The sequence below is a fragment of the Acidovorax temperans genome (genome assembly GCF_028596105.1).
In the GTDB taxonomy this organism is placed as follows: Bacteria; Pseudomonadota; Gammaproteobacteria; order Burkholderiales; family Burkholderiaceae_C; genus Acidovorax; species Acidovorax temperans.
Genome location: NZ_CP117193.1, coordinates 1,420,099 through 1,443,862 on the forward strand (window position 1 = coordinate 1,420,099; position 23,764 = coordinate 1,443,862).

At 63.3% G+C, this 23,764-nt stretch carries 26 protein-coding genes; 11 read left to right on the plus strand and 15 right to left on the minus strand.

Annotated elements, in window-relative coordinates:
- Nucleotides 1-37: 37 nt before the first annotated feature.
- Both PQV96_RS06705 and PQV96_RS06710 read right to left on the minus strand, forming a co-directional pair.
- Nucleotides 38-535: a hypothetical protein gene (locus PQV96_RS06705; protein WP_273624859.1), complete on the minus strand. Its 498-nt coding sequence runs from the start codon at nt 533-535 to the stop codon at nt 38-40.
- Between the two features lie 194 nt (nt 536-729).
- Entirely contained in the window at nt 730-1,038 is a 309-nt protein-coding gene (locus PQV96_RS06710; RefSeq protein ID WP_273624860.1) for a DUF5983 family protein, read from the minus strand.
- A 122-nt stretch (nt 1,039-1,160) separates the two neighbouring features.
- On the opposite strand from PQV96_RS06710, the gene PQV96_RS06715 reads away from it, so the two are divergent.
- The gene (locus PQV96_RS06715; RefSeq protein WP_013722342.1) at nt 1,161-1,406 is read left to right on the plus strand and encodes a helix-turn-helix domain-containing protein; all 246 of its coding nucleotides are present in this window, start codon (nt 1,161-1,163) and stop codon (nt 1,404-1,406) included.
- 14 nt (nt 1,407-1,420) lie between these two features.
- Here PQV96_RS06715 and PQV96_RS06720 read toward each other — a convergent pair whose 3' ends face one another.
- Genes PQV96_RS06720 through PQV96_RS06740 form a run of 5 tightly spaced genes read right to left on the minus strand, consistent with a single transcriptional unit; the run spans nt 1,421 to nt 6,732 of the window.
- Nucleotides 1,421-2,044 carry an IncC plasmid conjugative DNA transfer DtrJ family protein gene (locus tag PQV96_RS06720; RefSeq protein ID WP_273624861.1) on the minus strand — a complete coding sequence of 208 codons (624 nt, stop codon included), beginning with the start codon at nt 2,042-2,044 and terminating at the stop codon, nt 1,421-1,423.
- A complete protein-coding gene (traD, locus tag PQV96_RS06725; RefSeq protein WP_013722340.1) occupies nt 2,041-3,948 on the minus strand; it encodes a conjugative transfer system coupling protein TraD in 1,908 nt (635 codons plus the stop codon). The genes PQV96_RS06720 and traD overlap by 4 nt, the downstream gene beginning before the upstream one ends.
- A gap of 4 nt (nt 3,949-3,952) precedes the next feature.
- Complete coding sequence (gene mobH, locus PQV96_RS06730) at nt 3,953-5,713, minus strand: MobH family relaxase (protein ID WP_273624862.1); 1,761 nt, start codon at nt 5,711-5,713, stop codon at nt 3,953-3,955.
- Nucleotides 5,714-5,766: 53 nt separating this feature from the next.
- Nucleotides 5,767-6,417: a FlhC family transcriptional regulator gene (locus PQV96_RS06735; protein WP_013722338.1), complete on the minus strand. Its 651-nt coding sequence runs from the start codon at nt 6,415-6,417 to the stop codon at nt 5,767-5,769.
- A complete protein-coding gene (locus PQV96_RS06740; protein ID WP_013722337.1) occupies nt 6,418-6,732 on the minus strand; it encodes a hypothetical protein in 315 nt (104 codons plus the stop codon).
- 311 nt (nt 6,733-7,043) lie between these two features.
- Between PQV96_RS06740 and PQV96_RS06745 the strand changes: the two genes are divergently transcribed.
- Nucleotides 7,044-7,730: a S24 family peptidase gene (locus tag PQV96_RS06745; RefSeq protein ID WP_273624863.1), complete on the plus strand. Its 687-nt coding sequence runs from the start codon at nt 7,044-7,046 to the stop codon at nt 7,728-7,730.
- Nucleotides 7,731-7,798: 68 nt separating this feature from the next.
- On the opposite strand, the gene PQV96_RS06750 is transcribed toward PQV96_RS06745, so the two are convergent.
- The 6 genes from PQV96_RS06750 to PQV96_RS06775 all read right to left on the minus strand — a co-directional run bounded on the left by PQV96_RS06750 (nt 7,799) and on the right by PQV96_RS06775 (nt 11,626).
- Nucleotides 7,799-8,863: a DUF932 domain-containing protein gene (locus PQV96_RS06750; RefSeq protein ID WP_273624864.1), complete on the minus strand. Its 1,065-nt coding sequence runs from the start codon at nt 8,861-8,863 to the stop codon at nt 7,799-7,801.
- 261 nt (nt 8,864-9,124) lie between these two features.
- The gene (locus tag PQV96_RS06755; protein WP_273624865.1) at nt 9,125-10,129 is read right to left on the minus strand and encodes a DUF7146 domain-containing protein; all 1,005 of its coding nucleotides are present in this window, start codon (nt 10,127-10,129) and stop codon (nt 9,125-9,127) included.
- Nucleotides 10,116-10,301, minus strand: coding sequence for a hypothetical protein (locus PQV96_RS06760; RefSeq protein WP_016448284.1), 186 nt, complete (start codon nt 10,299-10,301; stop codon nt 10,116-10,118). Before PQV96_RS06760 ends, PQV96_RS06755 begins: the two co-directional genes overlap by 14 nt.
- 62 nt (nt 10,302-10,363) lie before the next feature.
- Nucleotides 10,364-10,708, minus strand: coding sequence for a hypothetical protein (locus PQV96_RS06765; protein WP_273624866.1), 345 nt, complete (start codon nt 10,706-10,708; stop codon nt 10,364-10,366).
- Nucleotides 10,705-10,953: a hypothetical protein gene (locus tag PQV96_RS06770; RefSeq protein ID WP_016448282.1), complete on the minus strand. Its 249-nt coding sequence runs from the start codon at nt 10,951-10,953 to the stop codon at nt 10,705-10,707. The genes PQV96_RS06765 and PQV96_RS06770 overlap by 4 nt, the downstream gene beginning before the upstream one ends.
- A gap of 70 nt (nt 10,954-11,023) precedes the next feature.
- Nucleotides 11,024-11,626, minus strand: coding sequence for a hypothetical protein (locus PQV96_RS06775; RefSeq protein ID WP_273624867.1), 603 nt, complete (start codon nt 11,624-11,626; stop codon nt 11,024-11,026).
- 493 nt (nt 11,627-12,119) lie between these two features.
- Between PQV96_RS06775 and PQV96_RS06780 the strand changes: the two genes are divergently transcribed.
- The 5 genes from PQV96_RS06780 (at nt 12,120) to PQV96_RS06800 (ending at nt 16,917) form a co-directional block, all read left to right on the plus strand.
- On the plus strand, nt 12,120-12,899 hold the full coding sequence (locus PQV96_RS06780; RefSeq protein ID WP_273624868.1) for a DUF1845 domain-containing protein: 780 nt from the start codon (nt 12,120-12,122) through the stop codon (nt 12,897-12,899).
- A 389-nt stretch (nt 12,900-13,288) separates the two neighbouring features.
- A complete protein-coding gene (locus PQV96_RS06785) occupies nt 13,289-13,525 on the plus strand; it encodes a helix-turn-helix transcriptional regulator (RefSeq protein WP_142085767.1) in 237 nt (78 codons plus the stop codon).
- Nucleotides 13,526-13,892: 367 nt separating this feature from the next.
- On the plus strand, nt 13,893-15,164 hold the full coding sequence (locus PQV96_RS06790; RefSeq protein ID WP_023436223.1) for an IS256 family transposase: 1,272 nt from the start codon (nt 13,893-13,895) through the stop codon (nt 15,162-15,164).
- A 260-nt stretch (nt 15,165-15,424) separates the two neighbouring features.
- Nucleotides 15,425-16,267 carry a pantoate--beta-alanine ligase gene (panC, locus tag PQV96_RS06795; protein ID WP_063460686.1) on the plus strand — a complete coding sequence of 281 codons (843 nt, stop codon included), beginning with the start codon at nt 15,425-15,427 and terminating at the stop codon, nt 16,265-16,267.
- A 128-nt stretch (nt 16,268-16,395) separates the two neighbouring features.
- Entirely contained in the window at nt 16,396-16,917 is a 522-nt protein-coding gene (locus PQV96_RS06800) for a GNAT family N-acetyltransferase (RefSeq protein ID WP_273624869.1), read from the plus strand.
- 427 nt (nt 16,918-17,344) lie between these two features.
- On the opposite strand, the gene PQV96_RS06805 is transcribed toward PQV96_RS06800, so the two are convergent.
- Nucleotides 17,345-17,749: a LysR family transcriptional regulator substrate-binding protein gene (locus tag PQV96_RS06805; RefSeq protein ID WP_273624870.1), complete on the minus strand. Its 405-nt coding sequence runs from the start codon at nt 17,747-17,749 to the stop codon at nt 17,345-17,347.
- Here PQV96_RS06805 and PQV96_RS06810 point away from each other — a divergent pair.
- Nucleotides 17,735-18,340 (plus strand): Bug family tripartite tricarboxylate transporter substrate binding protein, encoded by a 606-nt coding sequence (locus PQV96_RS06810; protein WP_273624871.1) that lies wholly within the window; start codon nt 17,735-17,737, stop codon nt 18,338-18,340. The genes PQV96_RS06805 and PQV96_RS06810 overlap by 15 nt on opposite strands.
- A 237-nt stretch (nt 18,341-18,577) precedes the next feature.
- Here the strand turns inward: PQV96_RS06810 and PQV96_RS06815 are convergent, their stop codons facing one another.
- Nucleotides 18,578-19,117 carry a TetR/AcrR family transcriptional regulator gene (locus tag PQV96_RS06815; RefSeq protein WP_199726992.1) on the minus strand — a complete coding sequence of 180 codons (540 nt, stop codon included), beginning with the start codon at nt 19,115-19,117 and terminating at the stop codon, nt 18,578-18,580.
- A 382-nt stretch (nt 19,118-19,499) separates the two neighbouring features.
- Here PQV96_RS06815 and PQV96_RS06820 point away from each other — a divergent pair, with 382 nt between their 5' ends.
- The 3 genes from PQV96_RS06820 to PQV96_RS06830 are packed head-to-tail and all read left to right on the plus strand — an operon-like array spanning nt 19,500 to nt 23,764.
- Nucleotides 19,500-21,245, plus strand: a complete 1,746-nt coding sequence (locus PQV96_RS06820) for a DUF1302 domain-containing protein (RefSeq protein WP_273624872.1) — start codon at nt 19,500-19,502, stop codon at nt 21,243-21,245.
- An 18-nt stretch (nt 21,246-21,263) separates the two neighbouring features.
- Entirely contained in the window at nt 21,264-22,628 is a 1,365-nt protein-coding gene (locus PQV96_RS06825) for a DUF1329 domain-containing protein (protein WP_060986291.1), read from the plus strand.
- A 38-nt stretch (nt 22,629-22,666) separates the two neighbouring features.
- Nucleotides 22,667-23,764, plus strand: a complete 1,098-nt coding sequence (locus tag PQV96_RS06830; protein ID WP_273624873.1) for a WD40/YVTN/BNR-like repeat-containing protein — start codon at nt 22,667-22,669, stop codon at nt 23,762-23,764.

The window sequence follows — 23,764 nt, forward strand, 5'->3', positions numbered from 1 at the left end:
TCGGGTCGGTGCGGGTGGGTGGCCTGGCGTCGCAGGGTCAGCGCCGCTGTTGCGGCGCGCGTTGGACCAGATGGCGTTCCACCATGTTGTGGCGCGCCTGGCCGAGTACGGCCGCACCGGATGGATCGGCCTGCTGGCACAGGGCCACGCAGGCGGTGGTGATCTGGTCGAGTCCGAACTTGGGGTTCGGATGCTTGTTCACCGGCGAACACTGTAGGTCGTGCAGCAACTCGTACTGGGGTCGCCACAGCGATTCGCGTCGGCGCGGCGTGGTCGGCGAGCGCATGACCAGATCGGTCCCGAGAAAGCCGAAAATGCGTTCGACGGCGTCGTCGCGGGTGAAGACGATGGCCACGCAGGCACTGAGCAGATCCGGGATGCGGAACGTGGGCGATACGTTGTCGCCGCTGCGCAGCAGCACATACAGCCAGTTGTGTTCTTCCATCCACAGGCGGGTTTCGACCACGTCGCAGGGGGCGGCCCCGCCCGCGGATGGCTGGTCTGGAAGGTGAATGTTCGGCATGGCAGTCAGCATGGCGTCGGTCCTCGTGTCCCGGAGTGCAATGAACACGCTCATGAGCGCATGGACGTAGGGTATGAGCGGGCGGCGCGAACGTCGCCTCGCAATGCCGCTCTTCTGAGGGGTGTTTCGCGATCAGCGTCTCAAGGCGCCCGGACAGGCCGGGGCGTGAAGGCGGATGGTGCCCGGCACGCGAGGCTCCGCGCGCGTCAGGCTTCGGGCAGTTGCTGCGCGTACAGCGGAAGCTCGTCGAGGGTCGGGGCCTCGGCATCGAAGAGCAGCCATTCGACTCCCGCCTGCGCCGCCAATTCGCTGATCAGGGCCAGGTCGTGCTCGACCGGCGCACGGTGCGGCGCCGTGCCTACATGGACCAGTCCGCCGAATTCGGTGGGATAGGCGTTCACGGAAAGCGCGTTGGCCTGCAGCTTCGCGCGTGTAGTGGGCAACAGGTGCGATAGCGAAACGACGGCAATGGTTTCGGCCAGTTCCCGCAGGCGGCCGATGCCGGCAGTGTTCATGCTTGGGCCTTCGCAAGGGTGGTGTGGTTCGAGGATGAAACCCATGCGCCAGGAAGATCTGCTGAAAATTCTGTGGGTGATCGTCCGTGGTGCGATTGCCATCATAAATCCACTATGCGGGAATGCCTATTTCCTCGCCACGGCACGCCCACGACCCTGTGCTCACTGCACTGGGCGATGCCATTCGCCGAAGCCGGCGCGCGCGAGGCATCTCCCAGGAGGATCTCGCGCACGTCAGCGCCGTGGACCGTTCCTACATGAGCAGCATCGAGCGCGGAGTCCAGAATCCCGGCCTCGTCTCCATCGTTCGCATTGCGCGCGCGATGGACATGACGGTCACCGAACTGATGGCAGAGGCGGAGTTGTAGCGGGTTCCCCCGGCTCAGGCGCGTCGGTGGAAATGAGCGATGGCGCGGCCGAGCAGCACGGCCATTGCGATGGGAAACCCGGCCAACGATGCCGGATGCAGGTGCACCGGCAGCACGAAGGCGACGATGGTGGAGCAGGCGGTGATGATCAGCAGCGAGCACCACACGGCGAACATCTCGGGGTCGTGCTGCAGGAATTCCTTGGACCGGATGACGCGCACCAGCGCGCCGTCGGTGGCCGCGACCAGCACCAGGGGGAGCAGCCAGGGCAGCCATTCGAGCAGGCTCGACAGGCGATAGCTCGCGAGCATGAGCAGGGCGTCCACCGAACGGAAGTAAGGGTTGTCGAACAGGCGCTGGTTGACCGTGGCCATCTCGACCGCCACCGCGCCGTTGATGCCGGGCGTTCGGGGCATGTCGCGGGCCGCTGGCAGCGGACTGGCTTGCGCCGCATCCGACTGCAGGCGCATTGCGCGATCCAGCATCCGATGGGCCGGCTCCGGTCCCCAGAACGCGACGGCCGCTTCGTGTTCGCTGCGCAGCTGCCCCAGGAAGCGCTCCGGCGGATGCGCCGAGGGTACGTAGAGCACCAGCACGAGCAGCAATACCAGGGAGACGACTGCGACGGCACGGATCATGCCGCGACCTCTTCAGTATGAACGTCGGCGTCAAGATCGGGGTCGATGATCGGGAAGCGGCCCTTGATGATGCGTCCGCCCGATACCGATGCGAAGTACTGCAGATTGGGCAGCTTGCCCAGTACCTCGGCGGGCACCACCTCCTCGAAGCTCTCTGTGAGTTGCGTCGAATAGCTCGATGAGAAGTCTCCCAGGTGCGCGTCGGCGCCGTGGCTCAGGCCGACGCGCACCGTATGGATGGCGGTCTTGCCGAAGGTCTCCGTGACGAAATCCTGCGTCGGCCGATCCTTGGTGCGCAGGGCGATCAGGTTGTTCAGGTTTCCGACCGCCATGCGCGCAGCGTCCTCGCTGCCGAGGCGCTTGGCCAGGTCGGCCAGGGTCTGCATCGCGCAGGTCGTGAAGATGCCGCCTTCGGCGCCCTTGTTGAGGATCTCGATCAGCGGCTGGTTGATGACGTTCGAGACTTCATCCACGAACAGCGAGATGCGCTGGTAGGTGCCGAGGTTGTAGCGCATGCCCGCGCGCGCGGCCTGGTCGGCCAGGGCCAGCGCGCCGATGGCGGAGGCCACCGAAGGATCCGGCAGCGAATCCAGACACATGTAGAGGACGTGGCCGCCGCGTTCGATCTTCTCGAAGTTCATGATCGGGCGTTCGTCGTCCGCATCGAACGGGTCGGGCGACAGGCTGCGGCCCAGGTCGCCCGAAGTGAGCATCGAGAGGATCGGCAGCAGATTGGCCGTGATCTTCTGGTAGTGTTCCCTGTTGTGCCGAAACGTGCGGACCTGGGCGTCGAGCGTCTTGTTGCGCTGGTTCTGGGCCACGTGATGCTCGTAGTAGGCGACGAAGGCCATCAGGTCTGCGCTGGCCGCTTCCGAGGGGCGGCGCATGTTGCCCTTGTGTGCGTCATGCAGCAGCTTGCGCATCTCGGGCTGGTCGCGCCAGCCGTTGCCGAGCAACTGCTCGTAGAAGCGCCGCAGCGAGGCCTCGAGGACCGGCTCGATGCCGCCTTCGATGTACTTGGTGAGCTTGATGAGGTTGGGGCGCTCTTCGAGTTCGACGAGGCCCTGCACCACGACGTTCACCGCATCCCAGCCGAAGGCCGAGAAGGCGCCCGCGGTGTCGGGCGGCATGATCGACTGGATGCGCGACGCGATCTCGGTCGGCTTCTGCCAGTTGAACGTGAAGTCCAGCCGGACGCCTCGGTCGGGGAAGGCGGGGTGGAACTCCATGAAGGTGTCCGGCTCGCGGTAGTCCGCGCAGGCGCGCTCGACGATGCGCTTGAGCCGACGGCTGTTCTTTGGGTCGATCACGATCACGACGTCGCCGCGGCGCACGGCCTGGGTGATCAGGTTGGCCAGCGCCACGCCCTTGCCGGATTGCGTGGTGCCCACCAGCAAGGTTCCGCCTTCGAAGTTCTGCAGTGGCCGATGCAGCGGGTGCTCGACGGGCTCCACTCCGTGGATGTACGGCAGGCCGATCTCGGCGTCGGGCTGGGCGGCATGCCCCTGGCCGAGCAGGCGCTGCAGCCAATGCGGGACGGTGAACTCCCGGTAGTCCACTTTCGAGAGTTCGTACAGACGCTGCGCATGCACCGGACGCCATTCGAAGCCGAAGCCGAGGAACACCTGGGCGGCGTCTTCGCTCAGGCGGGCGAGCTGCCGCGGGCCGATGACCTGGATGCGACGGCCGCTCAGCGAACCGCGCAGGCGCAGCACGCGCACGGCCTGGCCGAAGCGGTGCAACGCCATGGTCGAGCAGGCGCCAGCGATCGCCAGAGACGGAAGCAGCGGCAGCGTTCCCGCAGCGGCCACGCCCGTGAAGTAGCAGGCGGCGACCAGCCAGGACATGCCGGCGTGCGCCTCGAAGGCGGTGCGCCAGGGCATCTCGTAGCGACGGACAAGCATGTCATTAGCTCCCGCGCCCCGTGCGCAGGGCGGACGCCCCAGGGGCTTCGGATGCGCCCGAAAGGGCGAAGGCATGCGGGTCGAGGCCTTCAACGTGCGTGGACATGAGCACGATGCCATGCACCGTGGTATCGCGGATCTGGCGGGTTACCGCGGACGGGCCGCCCGAGGGCGGGCGAAGAATCATCCGGGCATCGTCGAGGGCGCGGATCGCGATGCCAGGCTGGACCCCGCGATGCTCGAATCGCGTCAGGGGAATGAAGAAGCCTTCGGCCTCGGTGATGATGTCCGGTGCTTCCGTGCCATCGTCGAGGGCTGCCAGGATGTCGACAAGCGCTGTGCGAACGGCGGGGTTCAGCCTGAGCGGCGCCAGCAACTTGACAGAGGGGCGGGGGGCCAAGGGTTGGGCCGGCGCCGTGGAAGTCGCTGTTTCGTTCAGACCTGCGATCGTTGGAGGGGAATCATGTGCCGTGCTTTCGGCGGGGGGATCGATCAGCGACAACTGCATTGCCGATCCGCCCGATGCTGAAGATGGTGCAACCGTGGGCGCGGCCGGGGCCGCTGGCAAGGCCTTTGCAGTCGGCGGTGCGTTGTGCTGCGCCTTTGAGTCAGATGGTGTTGGAAAAAGGCTGGCCTCCAGTGCACTAGGCGGCGGCTCAAGACCTGCCAGCAGGATGGCGGAGTTGGTGAGCTTGACGGCCTCCATGGGTGCCTTGGCACCTGGCGGCTGGATCGTCCAGGTTTGTCGCGCCGCTTCGGCTGCCACAAATACGCCTGCTTCCAGTAGCAGCTCCAGCAGGGTCTGCGGAGATTTTGGGATACCGACGAGTTGGTCGTTCTCGAGAAGAGCCAGCACATCTTCGGCCGCGCCGGGCCAGACCAGGAAGAGCCCTTCCGGCCCCAGCCAGACGCGGCTTTTGTCACGGTTGGCCGTCCAGCCCGAGTGGCCGGCCGCGAGGCGGCGCAGCGCATCCACCAGGTAGCGCTCGAGGTGCGAGCCGTACTGAGGCTTGCCGTAGCGGTCGGCGCTGGCCAGCAGGTTGCGGTCGATCACCAGCGCCAGCGAGCGGCGCACAAGCTCGTCGAGCACGTTGTGTTCGCGGTACTGCAGAATACCGCCGATGCTGGCCATGAGTTGCGGCACGATGACGGCGTTGCTGCTGCCCAGCATCTGGAGCACCGTGGCCGGAACGACATGCGGCAGCGCGAAGAGTCCCAGGCCACGCGACTCGCGCGCGTTTGCGCGCCAACGCACGAAGTAGCGGTCCACGCCCCGGGATTCGAGCCACGGTGCCAATCCTCCCAGGAATGCCGGCCATTCCTCGCCGTCGGCGGTGGTCACGATCAGGTGCGACAGTACCCGATGCAGTTCGCAGCACAGGCCGCCGATGAAGGTTGCTATCCGCCAGCGCGGTTCCAGCTCGCGGCGCTCGGAGATCGTCGAGCGGCCTGAGAAGATGTGCGCATCGGTTCCCTGCAGACTGAAAAAGGCGGTCTCCAGGCCCAGTTGCAGCAGGCCACCCGGCGTATGGAAGTAGTTGCCGGCGGTCGCGGGCAGCAGGTGCACAAAGCGCGCGTAGCCTTGGATCAGCGGCAGCAGGTCGCGCTCGAAGGTGGCGCGGTCCGCGCCGAAGCACAGCTTGATGCGCGCCAGCAGTCCTTGGTGGAGCGCGAGAACGGGGACCAGCGGCAGCGCCTCGAAGCCGGGATCCGAGGAAGAGAACGAATGTGCTGCGGTGCCTGGTGGCGAAGGGCTTGGAGCCATCGAAGAATCTCCGTGCCTGTGCGGGCGGATGGAGATCCATTGTTCAGGGATGGCTATGGCTTGGCCGTTGGCAATGGGGCCGGAGTGACGGGGGTTTCGCCCTCGGCACCCCGAATTGGAGCGAGGTGAACGATGATGTCCGCGGAGATTGGGGGTGGCACGACATAGGACGCGGTCAATCTCGGATCCCGGCCATGCCGATCCAGCAATTGGCAGAACGGGCAGGAGCGCGATGCCGTATCCATGCCGCCCAGCGTGTCGAGGAACTCGCTGCCACAACGGGGGCACGATGCCAGTTGGAAGCTCGCCGACCTCGCGATCCATAGCCCTTCAGTATGGGCAGCAAGGTCGAAGGCGCGATCGAAGCTGATGCGCAAGGGCTGCCGGTGCATCGACTGGTAGTAGCGGTAGGCCTCCACCAGGGCTTCGGCCGCGGGGCACCCCAGTTGGCGCAGCCGGTGGAAGTTGGCGACGATGACGGATGCTTCGATCCGGTGCAGCAGGTTCGCACCGTGATACCACTCACGGGAATCCGGTGCGCGGCCGCGTGGCGGGAGTGCCTGGCCGCTGAAAAGCAAATGCAACAGCTCCCGCGGACGCAGGCCGGTGAGGTGATGAATGGTTCGGATGCGCGCTCCCAGCGTGGCGCAGTCTCGGGCCAGCGCCAGCATCCGCATGCGCTGGCTGATTTTGGTGCCCGGCATTCAGCGGGTCACCTGGATTGGTTGGAGCGACGGAGGGAAAGGCGGTCGCACTGCGGCGAGCGTGCCGGCCAATGCGGGCGGCGAATCGACCAGTGCGAGAAAGTCGTTCCTGGGCACGAACAGCGATGTGTCGCCGACGGCATGCACGAGAGACCAGATCTCGGACGGCTGCATCGTACGCAGGCGCTCGGCCTGGGTGGCGTGCAGATGGAATTTGCGGCAGGTCTCCACCAGGTCTCGCTGCGCACCCACGAGGATCACGTGGAGCAATTGCAGGTTGGTGGATTGCACATCGGACAGATGCAGGTGGCGCATGATCGGTTCCTCATATCCCGGTTGGGTGGTTCAACGATGTTTCACGACGTCCTCGGAGCGAGTTGATGGGGGCTTTTGGGGATACAGCATATGCTGCGCTTTGCGCGAAATCCCGCATCCCAAGCTGCGCGCGGAGAGTCCGCAGGACTTGCCACCGACAAATGGCGGCTTTGGAGATTGATTTCGCATTCGCGCACATCCGGTAACAAAAGTAGCAGTACAACACGCGATTTGCGATCGGCAAGGAGACAAGCGTGACACCCATAACCACTGCAGCGCCCTGCCCCACGAGGCGCGCGCCTACCCCGCGAATGAAAGGGCTTGAAGGTGGCCTGCGTGCCAGGGCTGGGCACATAGGACGCGAAGCCGCAGAGGTCGATCTCGACCTCGTTCCTGGTGTGCGTGATCGTCTGCATGCCAGACTGGCCGCCATGGGCATACCCGCCACGAAGGAGGTGTCCTATGTGGCCGGCATCACCCAGCGAGCCGCGCAAAGCGTGCGCCGATGGTTTGACGCACGCGAGCCCGGGTTACCGGACCTCGAATCCTTTGCTCGGCTGTGCATCGGCCTGGGGTGCAGCGCGGACGAGATCATCGGGGCCCTTCATCGCGAAGGGCACGATCCGGCTCGCTGCGCTCACATGGTCCAGATGGCCAACTGCATTCGCGCGATCACCGATTCGCTGACCCGCAGGGGCGAACTGGGAATTCCGGTCCGTGTGCCTGGCGACGAAATGGCACCACGCCTGAAGGCCGGGGACATCGTGTTCGTGAAAACGGCCATCACTCGTATCGAAGGCAATGGCATCTACGCATTCACCCGCGACGACGGACTTCTTATCCGCCGCGTGGAGCAGCGGATTGACAAGAGCATCGTGCTTCAGTGCGACAACAAGGCCTATCGGGATCATGAATGGAAAGGGGCCGCAGCAGCCGTGCGTTCCGGCGTCAAGCTGCTTGGCAAAGTCCATGGCGGGATCAGCGTGCAGGTGTTCTGAAGGAAGCCATTCTGTGCCAATGGCGGGCTGCAGGAGGGATTGACCCTCCTGCAGCCGCGACACGTTTCTCAGGCGGCTTCGGCCAGCGGCTTCCACTCGGATGCCGACAACTCGATGAGCTTGCCGCCCAGGACCTCGAACTCTGTGGCCCGGTCGTAGTCCTCGACTTCCTGGCTGAAATGCGTGACCGCGTTCACCAGGCCGTAGCCCGACAGATCACCCCCAGCCACCAGGTGGCGCAGCACCCCTGACCGTTCCGCTTCGTTGAGCGTATAGCGCTGGGCCAGCACCTCCACGTTGTGCACCGGGTCGCCGACGAGCTTGATGCCCATGGTCCTTTGCATCTTGGCCGCAGCTTGACGGAACGTCACTTCCGACACCGCTGCCTGCACGACGTCGCGGACCTTGAGGAAGAACGCTTTGTCGTCGGCCTGCAGGGTGTCGTCCTGGTAGACCGTCACGCCTTCTTCGTCCTGTGCGAGCGAACGGCCGACGTGCGTCTTGCGCAGGGCGCGGTCGGCGACGATGAGGCCGTTGCGGCACACCAGGCGGTAAAGCAGCGGCTGCACAGACAGCGTGCCCTGGCCCACCTCGGAATTCGAGATAGCGATGCCTGCCTGCACGATGTCGCCGGGCGCCATCTCGAACTTCAGCTGCGGCGTGACGCACTTGATATACATGCGCGTCTCGGTCAGCTCCACGGACTCGAACCGGAGTTCGGGCAAGCCCTTGAGGATGGGCAGGACATGCACGGCCAGATCATAGTTGTCCAGGCGCCGGTAGCGGTCGGACAGCACGGCACGTACCTGTCCGTCGAGGGTGCGCAGCAAGCGCCGGTCGGGCTCGCTTTGCAGCCAGGTGTTGACGTTGCGGTCCAGCAGTGCCGGCTGGTTCTCGCGCATGCGCTCGAAATAGGCATACGGAATGTTCAGCTTGTCGGCGAGCTGCCGGCGCGCGAGCGGCGTCACGCCATAGGCTGCCGGTCCGCTTGCCTCCTCGACTACGAGGGTCGTTCCGCCGCCTTCGCTGGTGCTGTGGCGCACCAGTGGCGAGGACACTACCAGATCTTTCTTGGTGTCGAGCTGGCGCTCCAACTCCTGGGCCAGATTCAACAGGGTACGTCCGCTTCTCATGACAATCTCCTTCGGAGAGAAAGAAGCGGGGACGGCAGAGCCCCGGCGGGGATGCGCATCCCCGCATGGGCTGATGAAGGACCGGCGTGAGCCGGCCCGCGATCGCGCAATCTGGTTGCGCGCAGAACTCCCAGGCTGCCTTCGCCGCGTGAACGGCCTGGTCTGGCAGCGACCAGGGGAGACACCTTTTCAGCGCAGACGCGCGGGAGGCGAATCTGCGTTGAAAAGGCGGGATGGGCGAGATGCCCATCCCAGCAAGGGTCACGCGGCCTGCAACAGCAGGGCTTCCTGCCGCTGCCGCCAGACGTCGGCCCAGTCGGAGCCGATGCGCCGGGGCAGATGCGGGCGCACTTCGCGGCGACCGCGGTGACAGGGCTCCCTCATGAGCCGGCGGGCGAGCGCGTAGGTGCTGGCTTGGCCGGTGAAGTCGCCGTCGGCATCGTTGTCGCCGTAGATGCCCACGCTGACGACTGTCTCGGGGATCCAGATCTTTTCGAGGTTGCCTGCGCTGAGTGTGCACCACACGGGCCTGCCGGTCGCCAGGAACACCGCGATGCCGGTCTCGATACCTTCGCAGACCGCGAGGTCTTCGGTCGCTTCGGCCAGCCGCACGGCGGCACCAGCAAAGCCACTGCTCAGCACCTTCTTTGCATCCGGCGCATCGAGCTTTCGGCCATCGCGCAGATAGGTGCGGTGCAGCGTCACCGCGCCCTGCGCGTCCTGCACGCTGGCCAGCATGGCGGGGTATTCCGCGACCTTGCGGGACTTGGCTGCCCCCTCCTTCTGGTAGTAGCCCAGCGCGGGGTGGAAGCGCAGCGAGGGCGGATAGTTACGGAGCGCGAGTCCTCGGCCACGCAGGTAGCGGTCCACCTCGTCGCCGAGGGTGATGGGCCGCGCCTCGTTCCATATGCGCTGCGCAAGCTTCTTCATCCGGTCCGGTGTCGGCTCATCGGCCGGCCTGGCCGGAGGCAGAACCCCCAGCAGTTTCTCGACGGCGCACAGCGCGGTGTGGAAGTCCATTCCCTTGCATGCCTGCAGCAGCTTGAAGCCGCCGCCTGGACCGCACTTGCGGCAGTGGTAGTTCCCTTCGCCGAATTTGTCGGTGTACTGGAACCGGTCCTCTCCGTCGCAGCACACGGGGCAGGCCATGGGCTTGCGTTTGAGCATGCGTTCGTCCAGCCCCATGGCACCGAGAATGTCGGTCCAGCGCCCGTGCGCACGGCGTTTGGTCGCGTCCACACGGGCGGCGTATTCAGCGTTCTGCATGGCGGTCTCCGTCCTGCTCCCGCTCTTCGGCCGGGTGCCCAGTCGCGATGTGATGCGCGCCTGCTAGCCGGGCGCTCTTCAGCACTTTGGTGGCCGGCGTGAACCGGTCGGCGAAGGCGCGGCGCTCGGGGCGCAGGGTGCCTTCTTGCTCGATGCGTACTTGGATCTTCATGGAGATCTCCTGTGAGGCCAGGACTCTGCCCCAGAGGGACGGTCCGCTGGCTGTGGCGAAAATCAGGCAGTGCCATCGATGTCGCGGGACACCGATGCAGTGAACAGCTGGCCGCAGGCCAGTGCCTGGGCCAGGCCGTGCTGCTCGAAACTCGAGGGAAGCAGGTGCCGGCTGTCCAGGATGTCGCCGTGCATGTCCAGGCGCTCGACCTTGAAGCCCAGCGGGTGCCAGTGCACGCGGTAGATCAGCCTGTCGGCACCGGCAATGACGAAGGCCCTGCCGGCCTGGCCGGCCACGACTTCGCTTTCCTTGACGAGGTATTCGATGTCGTCCAGCGCCCTGACGGGGAGCAAGGCCTCCGACGGCTTCGGGTGGCGTGCGGCGTAGTGCATGGTTTGACCCTTCATTCGTTGTCCGGCCCACAGGCCGGACGGGAAATCGCCGCCGTGGCGCCGAGGCGGACAGTCCGTGCGTCGGCCGCAAGCGGCGGCTTGCCTTCCGCTGCCACGCCCGCAGGCGCGGAGCAGTGAGGTGGCGTGTCCTCGCGCATGGCTTCTTCCATCGCGATGGCATCCTGGTAGTCCAGGTGGCTGGCGAACCCATAGGCCACGAAGATCGCCAGGAGGCAGAGAACGTCCTTCCATTCGGTCATGGCGGACTCCTTTCAAGTTGCAGGGTGGGGCGGGGCGCGCCCCAGGGGTTGGGGCTTCAGGCCGGAGCAGTCAGGCGAAGAGATCGCCCTCGAGGGCGGTGCGCCGGATCGCTTCGTTGATCCACTGAGGGTTGCGGGCCAGACGGGACTCGATCCATTCGGGGTGGTCCACGATGGCCTCACGCACCCAGCTCGGGTAGCGCATCAGGGTTTGGCGAAGCCAGCTGCGCATGGCACAGCGGATGACGTCCCGGACTTCCTCGACGTCGACCAAGCCGCAATACGGCAGGGGCGACAAAGGGCTGCAGCCCACCACGCGAAGGCAGGAGACGAAGCTGAATGGCTTGCGATCCTTCTCGCGCTCGGTGAACACCCAGCGCAGCGTGTCGAACTTCTCTTCGAGCGGTGTCTCGGGATCTGCCAGTCGGCCGATCTCCTTGAGCAGCCGCCAGTGCAGCAGCACGATGTCTTCCTCGCTCCATTCGACGGGGGACCTGTCGTCCGGGTCATCGAGCATTGCCGCGGCAGTCGCGGGTGGAACGACTTGCGCATTTCCAGCCTGCAGCCGTTCAAGCAGGACCTGGAAGGCCGTCCGCTCGGCGTGCATGCCTTCGGACAGGATCCCGATCGGCGGGCAAGTACGGATCTCGGATGAGATGCTGGGGCTCAGCATGGTTGGCTCCTTGGGATGACGGCAGGAGCCAACGCACCGATCTAGAGGCTGTTAGCCCCCAGGGGGTGGATGAATGAACGGATCCGTGTGGCGGATCAGGGATTCCAAGGCTGGCTTGGACACGGCGCGATGCGCCGTGGGGCCGGTGCGCCAGCGACCGGCAGGGAGAAAGCTTTCGGCACCAGGCCGAGGGCGTGGGAGCCCCCGGGGCTGGCCTCGAAAGCCGCCGGCGGGAAGCATGCGTAGAGACAGCGATCCCGAGCGTGCCGTGCTCAGACCGTGCCGACGGAACTCCAGGGCTTGCCAGGGGTGCAGGGCCAGCTACTGCATGGCTCCCACGGTAGGGGCCGAACCCTTATGCGTCAATGCCCGAAGCGCCATCAGTCCGCCCCGATGCCGAAAGCAGCCTGACTTCGTGGCCGTTTCGCGTGGCGATGCGCCAAGGTCTTGCCGATCATTTCTCCGAAGCTCGTTGCACCAGGAGAAGATGACTATGGCCGACCTCGATTTCGTCAAGCACGACCAGGGGGGTGTCAATGCCCGCATCCTTGCCCGAGAAACCAAGGCCGACTTCCGGCGAGTGGAGGCCGCGAGCCTGAAAATCAAGGCCAGTTTTGCGAGCGCCGAGGGCAAGCGCCTGTTCATCCGGTACTTCAATACCTTTCAGCTGGGCATCCATTTCATCTCGGTGATCTCACGAACCCGGCTCAATCATGAAGACGTCGCGAAGGTCGAGACGCTCATCCGAGAACAGGTGGACAAGGTTGCCGAGCAACTGAACCAAGCTATTGACGGGGCCGAGGCTCTGTTTAAAGCCAACGGCATCACGAGCGTCGCTACCTATGACACGGTTGCCCTGGAACTGGAGGTGGGCGTGCTGTCCTCCAGCAGTCGCAGGTATCTTGAGATCCTGGGCAAGTTGGATCAATTGATGCCTTTGCTGCAGACCCTGGAAATCCATGAGGTCATCACAGCGCAGGCAGTCGACATCGAGCGGGCTGCGCTCAAACGCAGGGTGCGCGACGTCGCGAACGGTGCCCGAAATCTGGCGTCGCGGTTGCGGCGCGAGATGAATGCACTAGATAGTCGTCGCCCAGCCAGCGACATGGAAACGATGGCAGATGCACAAGAGCCTAGCGGTGGAGCAGGACAGGGTGACGTCGGCAGCCTGACTGAGTTTCCAAGGGAACACGAGGGTCTTGCCGGGGCTGGCGCTGCTACTGGGAGGTTGGAAGACCCAAAGCGCGATGAGCTCACAGCGGATCCCCAGTAGAGAGAAGGCATCGCCATGCACAAACGGAAGCGCTTGCGAGGGTTTTTCTCCGCACTGCTCATACTAGGGCGCCAGCAAGCACGTGAAGCTTGTAGAGTAGACGGCAGCAATGGAGATGCTCATCGGGCCTTCCATTGCCCGCCCAGCAAGATGGGCACGTCGCAGTCGTCACCTGCCTGCTGACAGCCTTGGGAGGCTTCCTGAAGTGTGCTGGCGATTCGTGCATGCGCGCGCGTCGTCCCACGTCTCCCCCTCTTTGCCCGACCGGACCGTCGGCAAAGATGCGTAAGTCCTGCGTTCCTTGGCAGCGGAACCCTTTCGACCAACACCGCTGCGACAGAGCTGGTTATCCCTCAGATCTCGGACATAGATCCGGGAAAGGAATGATCATGCAAGACACTTCTTCGCTTAAGCCCGTGCGCTCCGGCCAGTACACCGATCTCATGACGCTACCCCACACTGGCTTTGTGCGCCAGAGCCTGCTGCTCAGATTCGTACCATTTTCCAAATCAACGCTCTGGAGGCGGGTGAAGGCGGGTCTGTTCCCTGCGCCTGTCCGGATTTCCGTCGGCATAACGGCATGGCGGGCAGAAGATGTCCGTCACTGGATTGCGGAGCAGAAATAGCCGCTTATTGATAGCTGGTAGGCAAGGGGTAAATCCCCATTCTCCTGCAAGGTAAGTAGGGGAGGCGGGGCGATACAGCCTCGAATCTATTGCATGAAGGGGCGGAGTAAGACTTGGATCGCTGGCGGTGCAGGGCGAGCGCGAGATGGAGCCAATCCTGAGAGTCTGCGCAAGATTTTGTTTGCAGCGCGAAGTAGAGGGAGAGATCGCTGAGCACACAGTCGGTTGCGTGTCAGCGTGCAAGCGGTCTGTCCGCCTCCGAGAGGAAGTCGGATGATTTCCTTGAAGAATTCCGAGAAAATTCCACATTTGCCGAGCTTGTCAGAAATTTTGTGTGTGAGGCATAGCATGTCGACAAGGAGCATGAATGCCACGCAAGACCAAACCCACCGCTTTGGCGGACCAGGCGGCACAGCCGCAATTTCACATCCCGGCCGAGCTGCTTGACCAGCTGGTGACCGGGCCCATGACGCCGGGCCAAGTCCAAGGGCTGTTCGATCAGTTCAAGAAGTCAATTCTTGAGCGGGCGCTGGGCGCCGAGATGAGTCATCACCTAGGCTATGCGCCCGGCCAAGCCAAGCCCACAGGCGGATCAGCCAACCACCGCAACGGCAAGAGCACCAAGACCGTACTGACCGATGTGGGGGCGCTGCGCATCGATGTCCCACGCGATCGCGAAGGCAGCTTCGAGCCGCAGCTCATTGGCAAGCACGAGCGGCGCTTTACGGGTTTCGACGACAAGATCATCGCCATGTACGCACGCGGCATGACGGTGCGCGAGATCCAGGGTTTCCTGGCTGAGATGTACTCGGTGGACGTCTCGCCCGAGCTCATCAGCCGTGTCACCGATGAGGTGATGGGCGAGGTCACGGCCTGGCAGACACGGCCGCTGGAGGCGATGTACCCGGTGGTGTTCTTCGATGCGCTGCGGGTCAAGATTCGCGAGGATGCGGTGGTGCGCTCCAAGGCCGTCTACCTGGCGCTGGGCGTACTGCCTGACGGCTCGCGCGACATCCTGGGAATCTGGATCGAGAACACCGAGGGGGCGAAGTTCTGGATGAAGGTCTTCAACGATCTGAAGACGCGCGGGGTGCAGGACATCCTGATTGCCGTCACCGACGGCCTCAAGGGCATGCCAGAGGCGCTGGGCGCAGTGTTCCCGGCGACGACGCTGCAGACCTGCATCGTGCACCTGATCCGGGGTGGCCTGGACTTTGCGTCATGGAAAGACCGCAAGGCGCTGGCCGCAGCCATCAAACCCATCTACACCGCGGTGAGCGCCGAGGCGGCCGAGGCCGAGTTGGATGCGTTTGCGGCCGGCCCCTGGGGGCAGCGGTTCCCGACCGTGGTCAGCGCCTGGCGCCGGGCCTGGGACAAGGTCATCCCGTTCTTCGCCTTCCCGCCCGAGGTGCGGCGCGTGATCTACACCACCAACGCCATCGAGAGCGTGAACGCACGGCTGCGCAAGATCATCAAAACGCGCGGCCACTTCCCCAGCGACGAGGCGGCCACCAAGCTGATCTGGCTGGCGCTGCGCAACATCACCGCGGACTGGGGGCGGGCGGCCAACCACTGGAAATCAGCGATGAACCAATTTGCGATCCTCTACGAGGACCGATTTACCAGATCGCGCCAGTAAGATCACCAAGCCGCCTCACGATTGAGTGACGGATTCAACAGCCTCACACACAGAAATCCTGACACTCCCCATTTGCCAAATTCACGTGCAGGCCCTGCACCCGATCGAAGCCCCCATCGGCGACGAAACGCATGATGTCCCAGCTGCCGCGCAGGGCCGTCCAGACCCCCGCCGTCCTCGTCGAACGCTAGTCCGTTGACGCGGCCTGAGCCCTTGGCCACCTTCCCCGACAATTAGCTCCGCGCCTGATGAATCCACCCATGCAAATCGTCCACACCATCTCTGACCTGCGCGACGCCCTGGCGGGCCGCGGCCGTCCCGCCTTCGTGCCCACCATGGGCAACTTGCACGACGGCCACTTGGCCCTGGTGCGCCAAGCCAAGCCGTTGGGCAGCGTCATGGTGGTCAGCATTTTTGTCAACAGGCTGCAGTTCCTGCCGCACGAGGACTTCGACAGCTACCCGCGAACGCTGGAAATAGACGCTGGCAAGCTGCACGCCGAGGGCTGCGACGTGCTGTTCGCGCCTGCCGAAAAAGACTTATACCCGCAGCCGCAAACCTTCAAAGTGCAGCCCGATCCGCGACTGGCTGACATCCTGGAGGGACACTTCCGTCCAGGCTTCTTCACCGGCGTGTGCACGGTAGTGATGAAACTGCTGGCCTGCGTGTTCAGCGGCGGCCCGGGCACGGCCGTGTTTGGGCGCAAGGACTACCAGCAGGTCCTGGTGATCCGCCGCATGGTGGAGCAGTTCGCGCTGCCCATCGACATCGTGACCGGCGACACCTGCCGCGCCGGCGACGGTCTGGCGCTGAGTTCGCGCAACGGCTATCTGGACGAAGCAGAACGTGCCCAGGCCGTGCAACTGAGCCAGGCGCTACGCGCGCTGGCCGATGCGGCGCTGCAGCTAGGCGCCAGCCTGCCCGCGCTGGAGGCCCAGGCGGTGGAGCGCCTGCGCAAGCAGGGCTGGCAGCCCGACTACCTAACCGTGCGCCAGCGCGCTGACTTGCTGCCGCCTGCAGAGGCTCCGCAGCCGGGCCAACTCGTGGTTCTGGGCGCGGCGCGCCTGGGCGGCACGCGGCTGATCGACAACTTGGAATTCTGAGCACCGCACCCCGACCCGTCCTACTCGCGGTTCATACCTTTCCAGTTTGGAAAAGGACAGTTTTATGGAGCCGCACAGGGGGCGGCTGTGCACACGAACATGAGCAATCAACATACGATGGATACGCCGTGACCCTCAAGATCCGCAACGAAACAGCATCCGATGTAGCGGCCATCGAGGCCGTCACGATAGCGGCGTTCCATGATGCCGAGCACACCAGCCACACTGAGCACTTCATTGTGAACGCGCTGCGTCATGCCGGGCAACTCACGCTGTCGCTGGTGGCTGACGACGATGGAGCGGTGGTCGGCCATGTGGCGATCTCGCCGATACGGCTCTCCATTGGCCCTGCGGATTGGTTCGGCCTGTGGCCGTTGTCGGTCTTGCCGCAGCGGCAGAGGCAGGGGATCGGCGTGCAACTCATGAAACATGCCATAGCGCAACTGCGTTCGATGGGCGCGTCGGGCTGCGTGCTCCTGGGAGATCCGCACTACTACCAACGCTTTGGTTTCAAGGCCGAGAGCGCACTGGTGCTGCCCGATGTGCCGCCTGAGTACTTTTTGGCCATTGCCTTCGAAGGGGCAATTCCGGCGGCTGTGGTGGCCTACCACGATGCATTCAACTTAAAAGCCGCAGAAATGAGCCTCTGAGTCAGCACGGGCGCGGCCTTGAGCTGGTTCGGCACACTCACCCTACGGATGAAGCAAAACGTAAGGTGCTGACAACGCGCGGGTCAATGGCCGAGACCCCACAGATGTAGGCGGTGGATACGCGGGGTGGGCGCGTGCGCGTCCGACGGAAGGGAAGCGGGGAGGCCACGCCGCAGGAGCTGCCGCGCGCCATCCATTCAGGGGAGGGAATCGCGCGCGGGCGGCGCAGGCAGCTCACAACTTGTTAGCGTTTCATTGCAGGGAGGCTTCGTTTCCCGCACTCTTGAGGCTTACCCAGAGTCAACAACGCCAACAACTGCTCGACGTTTGCGACTGTTCAACGGCATTCAAAATGAATCTCCCGTGAGTGCCAGATGAGCCTTCCCGGCGATAGCAGAGTGAATTCATGGGACGGGTCGCCGTGCCTCTAGCGATTGCGCTGCAGGGGCTGAAAATCGGCAGCCGTCGTGACCTCCCGGATGATGGAGGCGAGCGTGGCCTGGGCGGGATCCACGGGTGCCCCCTTCAGCCGTACGAGACCAGGCGTGCGCATCGGCGTGGGGCTTTCAAGAGCAATGATCTTGAACCCACTGTCTCCCTGGACTGCATGGCGCGACACAATAGTTGCCAGATGACTCTGGCGTACCATGCCGAGCATGGCTGTGATGGAGTCAGACTCAGCGCGCACAATGGGCGTCGCCCCCGCAGCAGCAAATGCCTCGTCAATCATGCGCCGCGTGGTGTAGCGCGATGATGGGAGGATCATCTCGCGCCGGTGCAACTCCACCATCCTCATGCGCTTGCGGCTGGCCAGGGGATGTTTCGCGCCCACCAGCAGCACCAGTTCTTCGTTGCACAACGGCTCGAAGCTGAACTGGTGCAATACGCCAAGGACAACCCCGACAAGGTGACCTACGCATCCGCAGGCAACGGCACCACCGGTCACTTGGCGGGAGAACTCGTCAAGGCCATCAGCAATACGAAGATGGTCCATGTGCCATATAAGGAGGGAGCACAGGCCGTCACGTCAGTTATCGGGGGGCAGACCGATTTCATGTTCTACCACCCGGCCGTGGCGATGCCGCAGATTCAAGCTGGCAAGCTGCGCGCGCTGGGTTTGAGTAGCGTTGCCAAATCACCGGCGGCGCCAGGCGTGAAGCCGCTGGACGAGCAAGGCTTTCCAGGATTCGACTTGACCGGATGGTGGGCCGTTGCCGGTCCGGCCAGCCTGCCACCTGCGGTCATGCAAAAGCTGGTGCAAGCTGGCGACAAAGTCGTCAAGTCGGGAGATTTCCAGACCAGGCTTGCAGCGGTGGGCATTGACCCTCTGGTCATGACACAGCCGGAGTTCGCGCGCTTCGCGGCAAGCGAACTCGAGAAGTGGGGCGGTGTCGTCAGGCTTTCGGGTGCCCAGGTCGATTGACCGCGAGAGCGGCGCGGCCTGATGCGTGCGCGCTCTGATGCGGAGCAGTGCAAGGGCATCGCCCCCCCGGGGCAACGTTGCTGCCCTATGTTGCTGACCGCATTGCGCTGCTCATCGGCCCCGTGCCACCCAGTGGGCAGTTTGTGGGCTCGGGGTCACTGCGGCTTTTGGGTTCAGTACGACGCAGCAGTCATCTCTGAAAGAGATGACTGCTGAATGAACGAAGCGGCCCGATTGTCAGTTTTCAGGCAACCCTACGATCCTGAAAAAGAGCTGCTGCAGGCGCTCGACAACTTGCATGCGGCTGGCGCTTGTTTCGCCAGTCAAGGCGTCACCGACAACACCACGGAGCCCTCCAAGCAGAAAGTCGGCGGTGACTCCTGGATCGACGACGAACCAGGCACCCGCTTCCGTGCCAGCCCCGAGCAATTCCTCGAGATGCTTGCCGATCGCGTTTGGCCTTTTGTCCGGAATGTGCGGGAGAGCATCGAAAAACATGCTAACCAACGGCCCATCGTCAAGAAATCCCGTTGCGGCAGCCTTGACCCAAGCGCCGAGCTTGCCGCCCCAATCTGTTCCAGGCCATTGCCCAGTCGCCCGATCCAGGTTGCCCACATGCAGGGCATGGAACCGCTCGGCCAATGCGATATGGATGTCTTCCTTGGATGAGAAGTACAGGTAGAACGAGCCCTTCGCCACTTCCGCGCTATCAGTGATCTCCCTGATCACGGTAGCGCCCACCCCCTTCTTCAGGAACAACGCCTGGGCGGCATTCATGAGTTCTTCTCGCCGTGCTTCCGGCGGTTTCGTTCGTGGACGTGGCTGAGCTTGTATCTGCATCAAAGGGTACGTTTCGTGGACTGGCGACCGAAGCGGACCCCATCCCTGATGCTCGACGCTGGATAGCGGCTTCGCCGCCACGCTGGATGCCGCCTGCATCGCCTCCATCGGTCTTATTTTAGACGATATGGATAAATTTGTTCAAATTAAGTGAAAACCCGGAATCGAGAAGAAAATTCTAAATGCAGAATAGCAAGCGGCATACAGAATGAAGACGAGCTGCGCTGGCCAGCCCTGGCACCTCAGGGGGACGCATGAGAGGGCTGACTGAAGCTTGTGTCAAGTAGCAGGTAAACCCCCAACTGATGGAGACAAACTCATGAAAAATCGACAAACGAGGACGGCTCCCTCCCGGGCCGCAGTGCACATGATTGCCGCTGCAGTGGCATTGGTCGCAACCAGTGGTGCACACGCACTGGAGCTTGACACTGGCAATCCCGACTTCAAGGTGCGTGCCGATGCGACGGTTCGATACAACTTGGGGGTTCGTACCGAGGCACAAGACCAGCGACTGTTGAATTTTGCCACCACCGACGAAGGCAACGCCAAGTTCGGCCGTGGAGATATCGTGTCCAACCGGCTCGATCTTTTGGGGGAACTTGACCTTAACTACAAAGGGATCTTTGGGGCGCGGATCAGTGCCGCAAGCTGGTACGACCATGCGTATCGCGATAGGTCGGTGTCTTCGCCTGCTGGTTCCGCGACGTCGTACAACAACAACCGGTTTAACGATCAGGTCAACCGCTTTGTCCACGGCCCGTCTGGCGAAGTCCTGGATGCGTTCGTCTGGTCCAACTTCGATCTCGGTTCTGTTCCCGTCAACGTCAAGTTGGGCCGCCACACGGTGGTTTGGGGTGAAGGCATGTTCATCGGCGCCCATGCCATTTCCTATGGCCAGTCGCCCGTGGATGGCATGAAGGCTGTTTCCAGCCCGGGCATTGAGACCAAGGAAACTTTCTTGCCCATCAACCAGTTGACCTTCAAGGCGCAGGTGACCGACAAGCTGTCTCTTGCAGGCCAATATGCGCTGGACTGGAAGGCGACGCGCGTACCGTATGCCGGTACATATCTGATGGGCGCCGACAACGCGCCCGGTGTCGATCGTTTTGCCCTGACGCCCTGCAACCCGGCACTGGGTCCTTATTCCTGCCTGGCCATGGCCAACACGGCAGTCAAGACTTCGGGCGACAAGAATTGGGGGCTTTCCGCGCGTCTGGATGTGGACGCCATCGATTCCACCCTGGGCGCCTACTATCGGCAGTTCAACGATACCAATCCGGAAACGGGCATTCAACTCACCAGTTTCGCTCCGGTGTCGGCACCCTACAACACTATCCTGGGGGCAGCGCTGCCGAGTACCTTCAGGTTTGTCTACCCGGCCGCTACCAAGCTCTGGGGCCTGAGTCTTTCCAAGTCTGTGGGCCCGGTGAGCGTTGGCTCCGAAGTGTCCTGGCGCAAGAACGCGCACCTCAATTCGGTTGCCAGCTATACCGCTACCAGCACGGGGGCGACGGGAGACACTTTCCATGCCGTGGTGAATGGCACGTACGGGCTGCCCAAGACACCCCTCTGGGATACCGGTACGCTGATCGGCGAACTCGCGTACAGCCGCCTGCTGAAGGTCACGGGTAACGAGCAGTTGTATCGCGGTGTCGGGTATGCCGGTTGCGTGAGGCTCGGAACGAGCGGTGCCACCGCCCAGCCGGGGGACGTGACCGACACCTGCTCGACCAAGAACTATTGGGAGCTTGCGCTGCGCTTCACGCCCCAATACCTGGGCGTGCTGCCGTCCCTGGATGTGTCGGTTCCAGTAACCGTCAGCTACGGACTCAAGGGTTCGGCCGCCACCGGCGGTGGCGGCTTTGAAGGCCTCCTCAAGTGGTCAATCGGCATTGCTGCCACCTACGCAAGCAAGCATGAATTCAGCCTGACCTATGCGGACATGTCCGTGCCAACCAAATACAACGCTGCCGGTACGGCCGCCATTGGTGGCAACGCACTCAACAGCAGCGTGGGCGCAACCGATCGTGGTCGCCTGTTTTTCACCTATAAGACCTCTTTCTGATTCCCTGGAGCTGCAATCATGAAATTCCACAACATCCTTTCGCTGGTTGCCATTGGCCTTGCCACGCCAGCTTTCGCGGCCGTGACAGCGGAGGAGGCCAAGCAACTGGGCACCACCCTGACCCCGTTCGGAGCGGTCAAGGCAGCCAATGCCGATGGCAGCATCCCGGCCTACACCGGGGGGTTGACCAAGGCTCCTGAGGGCTTCAAGCCGGATAGCGGCTTCTGGACCGATCCGTTCAAAGACGAAAAGCCCGTGCTGCGCATCGACAGCAAGAACATGGCACAGCATGCAGCCTTGCTGAGCGAAGGGCAGAAGCACCTGCTGTCCAAGTACCCAGGGTACTACCTCAATGTGTATCCCACGCACAGAACGGCGGCCTATCCCAAGAAGATTCTGGATGCGACCGTCCGCAATGCGACCACGTGCAAGGCAACCAAAGAGGGCCTTGCCATTGAAAACGCCTGCCGCGGTGGCATCCCGTTCCCCATTCCGAAGACCGGATACGAGGTGATGTGGAACCAAATCCTGCGTTACCAGGGAGAGACCGCGATCACCACTGCGGCCTCCCGCTCCTGGGTGATTGATACTTCGGGCAAGGCCGTGGTGACGGCGGAGCAAGCGACGTTCCAGGACTTTGTGTACTACCAGACCGACGTGGCAGATCGCGATCCGGACATGGCGTGGCGGGTGTATTCGATCAGCAAGGTGCCGGCACGGCGTGCAGGAGAAATGACAGGCTTGGCCGACTACCTCGATCCCGTGGCTCGTCCGCGCAAGGCATGGAGCTACACCCCGGGCTTGCGCCGCGTGAAGCTCTCGCCGGAGTTCGCGTATGACACTCCCGTGGCAAGCATGGGGGGCGTGACCTTGTTCGACGAACTGTTCGTGTTCTCTGGGACCATGGATCGATTCGATTTCAAGCTCATCGGCAAGAAGGAGATGTACATCCAGTACAACGCCTACAAGAATCTGTACGATTGCCCGACGGCCGAAAAGGCTTTGCTGCCGAACCACGTCAATCCGGAGTGCGAGCGCTGGGAAAAGCACCGTGTCTGGGCCGTGGAAGCCACGCTCAAGCCGGGCCAGCGTCATGCGTATTCCAAGCGCATCTACTACTTTGATGAAGATTTGACCGGCGCCGCCAACTACGATGCCTTTGACCAGAATGGTCAGTTGTACCGTAGCCTGTTTCAGGCTGCTTCGCCGATGTACGACAAGCAGATCCCCTTTGCTGCGAAGAACGTGGTGTACGACTTCAACAAGGGCATGTACGCCTATGTCAACGATGTGATGGTGGGAGGCTACAAGGTGCTTCCGTCCGCGCGCAGCGAGCGCGAGATGAATCCTGAAGCCATCGTGTCGCGTGAATCGGCTCGCTGAACCTCGTGCATGACGAACCTCGATCGGATCCCCGGGCCATGACTTTCCTGCATCCTTTCCTGCGGTTGCGTTGGGCTTGCGCCGTGCTCGTTGGCGTGTGTGTACTGCTGCCGGTGCCGTGGGTGATCGCAGCGCAAGGCGCAGCCCGCCTGGATCTGATCGATGCGCCATCACGAGCCCTTGTGGCGGCGCAGCGGGCGATGGTCAGCGGGGTGGCGAGCCAAGGCGGGCGCACCATTGCGGTGGGTCCGCGCGGTTTGATCCTGCTGTCCGAAGATGGTGGGGTATCGTGGCGCCAGGTCGGCAGCCCGGTCTCCACCGACCTCACCACGGTGCGCTTCGCCAGTTCCGGCGTGGCGTGGGCCGTGGGGCACGATGCCGTGGCCCTGAGGTCGCCCGATGGCGGCGCCTCGTGGACGCGGGTGCTGGACGGGCGTGCGGTATTGACGCTGCTGCGCGATTCCGCCAAAGGCTCCGAAGAGAGGGAGGCGGAGATCCAGCGGACAGTTGGGCAATCGGCCACGGCGGACGTCTGGCCCGCGCCGTTGCTCGACATTTGGTTCGCTCCCGATGGCCTCACCGGCTTTGCCGTGGGCGGTTTCGGCTTGATCCTGAAAACCAGCGATGCCGGCAACACGTGGCAACCCTGGCTATGGAAAACCGACAATGACCAGCGGTACCACCTCTATGCACTGGCAGGTGGGGAAGGGGGCGTCTTCGTCGCAGGTGAGCAGGGCCTGGTGATGCATCTCGATGCAACAACCCAGCGCTTCAAACGTGTGCAGACGCCTTACAACGGCAGCTTCTTCGGGATCTCGCAGTTCGGTGCCCGCTTGGTGGCCTACGGCCTGCGTGGCAATGCCTTTGTCAGCGAGGACGCTGGGCATGCGTGGAAAAAGATCGAGACCGGTCTTGATGCCAACCTGGTAAGTGCGGTCACCCTTGAGGATTCCGCTTTTCTAGTGTCGCAGCAAGGGAGTGTGCTCGCCGTGGATTTCGCTGCCGCTCGCGCCACGGTATATGACCAGGCACCAGGTGCTGAGGTCTATGACGCCGCGATGACCGACCCTCATCGTCTGGCTCTGGCACGCCTGAACGGTGTCGGAGTCATCGCGCTCCCCACGCAAGGTAAATGA